Raw genomic sequence first — 7,533 nt, 5'->3', positions numbered from 1 at the left:
GGCTGGTCCAGCCCGAGCCGTCCCAGCACGTCGCCGACCCGGTCGGCCACCTCGCGGGCGGAGGTGTCGGGTGCCGAGCGCAGCCGCGCCGCGTAGGTCAGGGTCTCCCGGGCGGTGAGGGCCACGACCGCCATCAGCTTCGTCAGGTCCGTCGCGACCGTCGGCTCGACATTCGCCGGCACCACCTCGGCCATCAGGTCCGGCGCGGTCACCGGCGCTACCCGGCCCCAGTGCCGTTCCGACGTCATCGAGTCGCAGTCGACGAGGTGCACGGCGGGCCCCGGCCCGTCAAGGGTGTACAGCACGTTCTCCGGTTGCAGGTCGTTCACCACCACGTCCCGGCCGTGCAGCCAGCGGACCGCCCGGATCAGCCGGCCCAGCACGGCCAGCCGCACCGCCGTCGGGGCGCCGGGGCGACCGGCCGCCCCGAGCAGCCCGTGCAGGGGGCGCGGGGTGAGCCGCCCGTCCCGGCGGCGGGTGAAGAAGCGGTCGGCTGCGGGCGGGACCAGCACGCCAGTGAGCCGGCCGCCGGCCCGCACCGCGTACCGGGGCCAGGCGGCGAGCTGATCCAGCCGGTCGCGGTCCGGCGCGGGCAGCTCCCACCGCCAGCGGATCAGCCGCAGCAGCGCCCCCTCGTCGATCAGGTCACGGTGCTCCGGCCGGAAGCGCTTGTAGAGCTGGTCGTGCCCCCGGTGGCGGTGCCAGTCGAGGACGGCGTTGCCGCCGCTGAGGATGACGACGCCGGGCGCGTCGCGGCGCTCCAGCAGCGCCTCGTCCACCACCATCCCGCCGGGTGGCCCCTCACTCATCGCCGGCCCCCTCGCCGATCCACACCGCGACCGCAGACCGGTCGTCGGCCCAGTACTCGTCGACGAAGCCGACGTGGTTGACGAAGTCCAGCCAGGACGGCGGGGTCCGCCACTCCCGGGCGAGCTGCCGGGCGAGCGGGGAGACGGTGGTGTCGAGGGCCCCCGCGAACCCGTCGCTGCCGAGTAGCAGCGCGGCCCCGGGCGGCAGGTCGTACGCGTGGGTGAACGGCCGAACGTGGGTCGGTACGTCCCGGGTGGCGTTGTCCGCCCCACCACGCTCGTGGTGCACCGGCTCCCACCGGTCCGCGTACAGCGCCCACGCCTCGGAGTCGCCGACGCCGTGCACGGTGACCTGGGCGCCGTCGAAGCGGGGTAGCACCTCGGCCACCACGAGGGTGCACGCCCCTTCGAGCCGGACCCCCTCGGGCAGGGACCGCACCATGCCGTCGGCGATCGCCTCGAAGAGCCGGTCGCCGTTGCCGGCGAACGTGATCCCCTCGGGGCGGCTCACGCACAGGTGCAGGGCGGCGGTCACCGCCTCGGCGGCCACCCGACCCGAACGCGGCAGCGAGCCGAGCCCGTCGGCCACCGCGAGGTAGAGCGCCGAACGGCCCTCGTCCCAGGCCGCGCCGATGGCGTCCTGCCCCTCGGTGCCGAGGCCAGCGTGGGTGGCACCGCGCAAAGTGGCGGCGCGGACGACCAGCCGTGCCGTCGGGCGGGGGCCTTCGGCCGTGCCGCACCAGCCGTGGAACACCGAACTGTGCCAGCCGCCGCCGGCGACCACCCGGGCGGGCAGCCGAGGTTCCGGTTCCCGCCCGCCCCGGGGCGGTTCCACGACCAGTCGGCGCACCGCCGGCCGTTCGGCGACAGGCCGGGGCGGGGCGACAGCGCCGCCGGCCGTCCAGGGGGCGGCGTCGACGCCGGCCGACCAGTGCACGGCGTCGCCGCCGGTGCCGTGCGCCCCGGACGCGCCGCCTCCGTAGGGCGGCGGTGTGCCGGGGATGCCGCCGTGCGGCGGCGGTGTGCCGGGGATGCCGCCGTGCGGCGGCGGTGCGCCCGAGCCCTGGTGCGGCGGCGATGCGTCGGGGGCGTCGTCGCGGCGGGCGGGACGGGTGTCGCGGATACGGGCGAGCCGGTCGGCCGCCCACCACCACACCCAGCTGCCGGGGTAGGTCGGGCCGACGCCGGAGCGGTGGCGCAGGAGAACGGCGACCAGCAGCGCGACGCCCACCAGGATGAGAAAGGCCGTCGTGACGACCACCAGATCAGCCATTGACCCGTCGCATCCCGTGCGGCTCATCCATGATCATCTCGCCGGCACGGACCGAGAGCGTGATGCTGCGCTCGACGACCTCGACGACACTGCGGGCCAGGCCGTCCCCTGCCGCGCCGGGTTTCGCCAAGAACGCGTTGCGCCGCCCGTCGGGCCGGCCGGTGGCGATCTCCCAGAGGGTCCTCGGGTGCGCGTCGGGCAGCCCGACGGTGGCGATCCGCGCCTCGACCGGCGGCGCGACCAGCCGGTCCCGGTACGGCATCCACTCGGCCGGCATCTGGTAGCGGTCCTCCGCGTACGGGGCGCCGTCGGTGATGAAGAAGACCAGCGGCCGGGCCACCTTCACCCGGTGCCCCAGCCGCGCCCCGTGCGCCTCGATAGTCCGGTTGTCCTCGGCGATCCGCTCGCCGAGGAACCGCAGCGCCGCCACGTAGTCGGTCTGCCGGCCGTCCCGCGGGCTGCGGACGAGCACCGGGCCGTCCAGCGACGTCATCGGGCAGAGCAGCTCCGGCCGGTCACCGAAGGCGATCACGCTGATCCAGACCGCCTTCGACAGCGCCGGGGAGTCCGACAGCGACATGATCAGATCCGGGATCATCTCGGTGAACGCCGCCTGCGGCGAACGGGAACCCGGCGTGCTCCGGCGCATCGAGCCGGACACGTCGAGCAGAATGTAGACGGGGTACGTCTTGCGCTCGGAGACGGCGACGCTCACCGGGATCCCCCGGCGGGATCGGTGTCACCCGACGGCATGGCCAACGGCATCGTCGGCGCGTCCTGCAGCAGGTACTCGGCCCGCGCGTCGACCACCTCCTCGCGGAGCATCTCCACGTCCACGTTGCGCATCCGGGCGTCGAACTCGACCTTGGTGACGGCCGAGGCGTGTTCGGCGTTCATCTGGTACCGGGCCAGTTCCTCCTGGATGACCAGGCGGCGGCGTTCGGTTTCGGCGACCACGCGCTGGGCCCGGCGCTGCCCGGCGAGCCGGTCGGCGACGACCCGGTCGTACGCGGTGACGCCGGAGAGGAACTTGACCACCACCGGCAGCGAGTCCACCGCGATGAAGAACAGCCGCAGCGCCCACTCGGCCGCCCGCATGTAGCCGTTCTGCTTGACGAGGGTGCCGAGCGCGCCGAGGCGTTCGAGCAGGCCGATCCCCTTCTGGTTGGCCCGGAACTCCGCCGCCTTCTCCGCGATGCCCTCGTTGATCAGCCGGGCCGTGTCGCCCCGCCGGTCGGCGACCTCGCGGGTCAGGTTCTCGATGTCGGCGTTGAGCGCGGTGAGCCGCCGGTGGTTGGCGTCCATCCGCTGGTCGCGCCGGTACTGCGCGGCCTGCTCGCGCAGCCGTCGGCAGTTCGGCCCCACGCCGAAGTCGCCGGTGGTCTCGTCGCTGTCGGTGCCGTTGCACTCCATCCGGGCGAGCCGCTCCAGCCGGGCGTACTCCTTGTCGTCCGCGTCGGTGTCCGCCTTGAGGGTTTTCGCCTGCTCCTGGAGGTCGACGAGTTCGCGCTGCCTGGCCTCGGAGTCGGTCGTGACCCCGAGCCGCAGGTCGGCGCAGCGGTCCTCCTTCGCCTCCGGGCCGTCGAACTCCGGGGTGCCCGGGACCGGGTTGCACCGCTTCAGCTCGCTCTCGTGCGCGGTGACCTCGGCGGTCCGCTGGTCGTTGATCTCCTTCTCGATGGCGGTGTGGAACACCCCGAGCAGCAGCGGCTCGGCGATGATCACGCCGAAGATGGCGGCGAGCACCAGCCGGGGCAGCAGCTTGCGGAACCGCCGGCCCGGCCGGGGTTCGGCTGTGCCGGCCATCAGCCAGCGGTCCAGACAGAGGATGAACGCCCCCCACACCGGGACGAACACCAGGACCGTCGGGTGGAAACCGTCGAAGACGAAGTACAGGGCCGCCGTCATCGAGAACATGGCCATGACTGCGGTACCGAGCACCACCCCGCCCATCGCGGTGTACCGGGACCGCTCCGTCGGCACGGTGTCGAGCAGGTCCTCGTCGACGCCGGTGAGCGTGCGCAGCACCCGTCCGGTGCCGCCGCGTGGCCGTGCGCTCACTTGTTCCCCCAGGTGTAGTTGTCGGGCATGAAGGCCGGGCTGCCGTCGTCGGCCGGCGGGGCGTCGAACGCGCCGCCGTCCGGCATTCCCTCGACGCCGCCATCGCCGTCGGGGGGCACGGTGGTCGTGACGGCGGTGGTACGGGCCCGGGGCACCGTCGCGAGGCGCTGCGGTTCGAGCGCCACGTCGACGAGTTGGGTCCGCAGGCCGGGCACGATCATCGGGCGTACGTCGTGGTACGCGAAGATCCGCGCCATGGCGTTGCGGTGGAAGTGCTCCCACCCCGTGTGCGGGTCCGTGGCCTGGGCCAGGAAGCGCAGCCGCCGGTCGGCGACCAGGTGATCGGTGAGCAGGGGTTCGATATCCCAGCAGCCCGCGTCGAGCACCAACTGCGGGTCGGTGACCCAGCAGTGGAACCGGGCCCGTAGCAGCACGCAGGTGCGGGGGTCGGCGGTGGGCAGGTAGGCGACCGCCTCACGCAGGGTGTGCCGGGTCGAGACGACGGCCACGGCGACGGCGTCGACCACGATCTCGTCGTCCAGCCGCAGGCCCCCGTCGGGCAGCGTCTCGTACGTGTCCCCGTGCTGGAACACCAGCACGGTGCCCGGCGGCTGCTTGGGAATGTCGCGCAGCTCCCGGCGGGCCCGCCGGAACAGGCGACGCTCCACCGGGTTCAGTTCCGCCGAGTCGACGACGGGATACCCCGTGCCGGGCCGTGCCGGGGACTGGACGTCGTCGTGGTGCTGGCTCATCGACCTCTGGCCTTTCGTTCCGGGGTGGTCGGCGCGTTCCGGGATGGTTGGGCTCGTTCCGAACGGCCGATGCGGCTGTCAGAGCTGGCCCCGCCGGGGCGCCTCGTCGAGGCCGCCCAGCTCGGCGGCGGTCACGACGAGGCGGGCCGCGTTGTGGGCGGCGAGTTCGTGGAACTCGTCGGTCTTGTCGAAGCCCCAGTCGCAGATGGCCTTCACGACGATCCAGTCGACCTTGGCGTGGGCGGCGGCGGCGTACACGCCGGCGCCCTCCATCTCCCCGCCGATCGCGTCGGGATGCCGGGACGCGAGCTCGTCGCGCAGCGAGCGGGCGCTGACCAGCGTGCTGGCCGACAGCATCGGTCCGAAGTGGACGGCCGCGCCCGTCCAGTTCTGCTGCGCGTCCCGGAACCGGCCGAGCAGCATGGGCGGCGGGGTGACGTGGTCACCCCGGTCGATGATCCGCCGGGGGCCCTCCGGCGCCGCGGACCGGGCCAGCTTCGCGGCGGCCTCCGCGCCGCTGCGCGCCGGCTCGCCGGGCTGGTACCCCTGCGGCTCGGCCTCCTTGTGCAGGTCGATCGCCCGCAGCTGGGTGCAGACCAGGACGTCGCCGAACTCGTGCTCGCCGGGGCGCAGCCCGTAGCAGATGCCGGCGAGGATCAGGAAGTCCGGGTTGATCTGGCTGATCAAGGCGGCGGCGCCGATGGCGGCCGAGCCAGGCCCGACCGCGCCGGGCTCGACCTGCGCCAGCAGGATCTGGGTACGGCTCACCGCGCCGAGCCGCAGCACCACCTGGTTCGGCAGGAACATGCGCTCCGGTTCCGCGCCGTTGACCTCGCGGACCGCCGTCAGCACGGCCTCCCGCTCCGCGCTGGTAGCCACCATGATCAGGGTGCGGGTCTGGTCGTTGAGCATGGCCAGTCTCCTCAAGGTTCGCGCGATCTGGTGGTTGCGGTAGCGGACGTACCGCTGGACGGCGGCGATGACGACGAAGACACCCATCAGCGACATGAGGCTGGTCAGCCAGCCGATGGTCCAGGCCTGCTGGGTGGACGGGCCGAGGCCGAAGGGGTCGGTGAACAGCAGCCGCTGGGACAGCCAGCGCAGCGCCGACGGGTAGTCGACCGGGTGCTGCTCGCACGCGCCGGAGCAGGCGGCGCGTTCCCAGTCCGCCACGAACAGGGCCATGATCCCCACGTACGTGGCCACGGCGAACAGGTACAGGAAGAGGAACCCGCCCCGGTCGAAAATCCGGTTCGGCTGCCGGGGCGCCTGGTACGCGGACATTCGCACGCTGAGCACGCCGTCCTCGCCGAAGATCCGGCCCTGTCCGGACCAGGTGGCGACCGCCGCCCGCATCGCGTCGGTGGTCACCCCGTGCCGCAGGCAGACCAGCGCCTCGGTCACTTCGATCATCGGCAGCCGGACGCCGGTGCGCTCGGCGTGCGCCTCGGCCTCGTCCCGCAGCAGGGCCGTCAACTGCTGCTGAACGCGACGCAGCAGCCGCTCCGGGGGCTGCCCGTCGTCGTGGTGGCAGAACACCATCGTCCAGTTCCGGCCGGGCAACAGCTCGGCGGCCAGCTGGTCCTCCGGCGGATCGGGCCGGCCGAACTCCCGGACGATCCAGCCGAGCATGTAGCCGACGAGGCAGCTCATCAGGACCGACATGAGCAGCAGTGCGAGCAGGACGCAGAGCAGCGCGACCGCGCCGAACGTCGGGTGACCGGTGCGGACCAGCAGCAGGGTGGCGAGGCCCGCCAGGACCATCAGCAGCCCCAGTGGGCCGGCGAAGAGCACGGTGTCCCAGTGCCGGACCAGCCGCCGGAGCAGGGCGAGCCGGAGCCCGCCGGCCACCGGCAGGGCGGTGTCGCCGGGCGGTTGCAGCATCGCGAACGACTCGGGGTCGCGCCAGACCAGCCGTCCCTCGCGCGCCGCGACGTACAGCAGCAGGGGCACCGGGCCCCGGGAGCGGATGAGGCCGAACGGCCCACGCGGCCGGACCACGGCGACGGCCTCCCGGGCGTGCTCGGCGGCGCGGACCGCGTCGGCCGCAGCCCGGCACTGGGCCCAGGTCGGGGTCCCGGTCAGCTCGGGCATCCAGAGTTCCCCGTCGGCTCGCCGAACTTGACCACCGTCAGTTCGATCTTCTCGGTGGCCTCGGGCCGGGTGCCGGGGGCCGCGGACTGGCCGACGACGACCCAGTTCCGGTCGACCAGTGGAATGCGCCCCTGACCGAGCCCGTCCTTCGGCAGGAGCAGGTAGAACCCGGCCTCGCGCAACGCGTCCTGGGCCTCCTGGAGTTCGTGGCACACCACGGCCGGCACGACGCCGCTGGTCACCTTCGGGCCGGGCTGGCGGTCGGTAGGCCGGGCGACCGTCAGGGTGACGGCCTCACCGGGAGCCGCCGTGGCACCGGCTGCGGGCTGCTGCCGGGTCACCAGCCAGTTCCTCTCCTCCAGGATGGAGCGGCCCGCCCCACTGGCGTCGACGGCGTGTACGGAGAGGAAACCGGCGGCGCGAAGCCGCGCCTCGGCGTCGCTGAGCCGCGCGCCGGTCACGTCGGGCAGAACGACCGGTGTCGCCTCGTGCGCCGCCGACCCGTCCGCCGGGCCGGTCGAGCCGGTGGGGGTGACCTCCGGGG

The 7,533-nt window shown here is 73.6% G+C and carries 7 protein-coding genes; all 7 read right to left on the bottom strand.

What is annotated here, in order from left to right; genetic code table 11:
- The coding region (locus E1258_RS27725) for a hypothetical protein (protein WP_207919755.1) at window positions 1-809 on the bottom strand (809 nt) is incomplete at its 3' end.
- Window positions 802-2,082 carry a protein phosphatase 2C domain-containing protein gene (locus tag E1258_RS27720; RefSeq protein WP_132406307.1) on the bottom strand — a complete coding sequence of 427 codons (1,281 nt, stop codon included), beginning with the start codon at window positions 2,080-2,082 and terminating at the stop codon, window positions 802-804. The genes E1258_RS27720 and E1258_RS27725, both read right to left, overlap by 8 nt.
- Complete coding sequence (locus E1258_RS27715; protein WP_132406305.1) at window positions 2,075-2,797, bottom strand: VWA domain-containing protein; 723 nt, start codon at window positions 2,795-2,797, stop codon at window positions 2,075-2,077. The genes E1258_RS27720 and E1258_RS27715 overlap by 8 nt, the downstream gene beginning before the upstream one ends.
- Entirely contained in the window at window positions 2,794-4,143 is a 1,350-nt protein-coding gene (locus E1258_RS27710) for a DUF4407 domain-containing protein (protein ID WP_132406303.1), read from the bottom strand. Before E1258_RS27710 ends, E1258_RS27715 begins: the two co-directional genes overlap by 4 nt.
- Window positions 4,140-4,895, bottom strand: a complete 756-nt coding sequence (locus tag E1258_RS27705; protein ID WP_132406301.1) for a hypothetical protein — start codon at window positions 4,893-4,895, stop codon at window positions 4,140-4,142. The genes E1258_RS27710 and E1258_RS27705 overlap by 4 nt, the downstream gene beginning before the upstream one ends.
- Before the next feature lie 78 nt (window positions 4,896-4,973).
- Complete coding sequence (locus tag E1258_RS27700) at window positions 4,974-6,989, bottom strand: hypothetical protein (protein WP_132406299.1); 2,016 nt, start codon at window positions 6,987-6,989, stop codon at window positions 4,974-4,976.
- Window positions 6,977-7,533, bottom strand: a 557-nt coding sequence (locus E1258_RS27695; RefSeq protein ID WP_132406297.1) for a PASTA domain-containing protein, incomplete at its 5' end; no start/stop codon positions are given. The genes E1258_RS27695 and E1258_RS27700, both read right to left, overlap by 13 nt.

Source organism: Micromonospora sp. KC207 (genome assembly GCF_004348615.1).
Classification (GTDB): domain Bacteria; phylum Actinomycetota; class Actinomycetes; order Mycobacteriales; family Micromonosporaceae; genus Micromonospora.
The sequence above is the reverse complement of the archived record's forward strand: the minus strand, read 5'-3'. Positions and strand labels throughout refer to the sequence as shown.